Here is a 577-nt window from a genome sequence, read left to right as displayed (position 1 = left end):
AGACCGAGGTGCCGTTGATCGTCAGCAGGACCGTCTGGGAGGCGGTGCTGGCGCTGTAGGCGTTGGCGGCGGTGCCGGTGGTGGAGAGCTGGGTCGAGAGCGCCTGGTTGGCGATCGACTTGGCTTGGTCCACGAGCTTCTGGATCGAGGTGATGCCCTGGTTGGCGGCCTGGATCGACTGGATGCCGTTGGAGACGCCGTCGAGGAGCGAGTTCAGGCTCGAGGAGCGGCCGTCGAGGGCCTGAGAGGTGAAGAAGTTGGTCGGGTTGTCGAGGGCGGAGTTGACCGTCTTGCCGGTGGCGAGGCGGTTCTGCGTGGTCGCCATCAGCTGGGCGGTGTCCTGCAGCGAGAGCAGGTTCTGACGCGTGGCGGCCGACAGGGTGATCGAGGACATGGGGCTCTATCTTTCTGGCTCAACATGCCGCTTCTGCGGCAATCTCATGAGCAATAATACGGACGTTTCGCAGGGGTTAAATCAATTGCCGACTCCCGGTGCGTCCGAAGTGATCGTTAATGAATCGATCCTTGAGAGGCTCAGTATTTATGGATCCCGGGCCGTCTTCAAGATCCATTAACC

General features: G+C 61.2%; 1 protein-coding gene. It reads right to left on the bottom strand.

Annotation, left to right across the window (positions count from 1 at the left end):
- A partial coding sequence (locus NS334_RS16380; protein WP_206542683.1) for a hypothetical protein occupies nt 1-394 on the bottom strand: 394 nt, incomplete at its 3' end.
- Nucleotides 395-577 lie beyond the last annotated feature (183 nt).

The sequence above is a fragment of the Sphingomonas endophytica genome, from assembly GCF_001476895.1.
GTDB classification, from domain to species: domain Bacteria; phylum Pseudomonadota; class Alphaproteobacteria; order Sphingomonadales; family Sphingomonadaceae; genus Sphingomonas; species Sphingomonas endophytica_A.
This window is presented reverse-complemented; position numbering and strand designations above follow the sequence as displayed.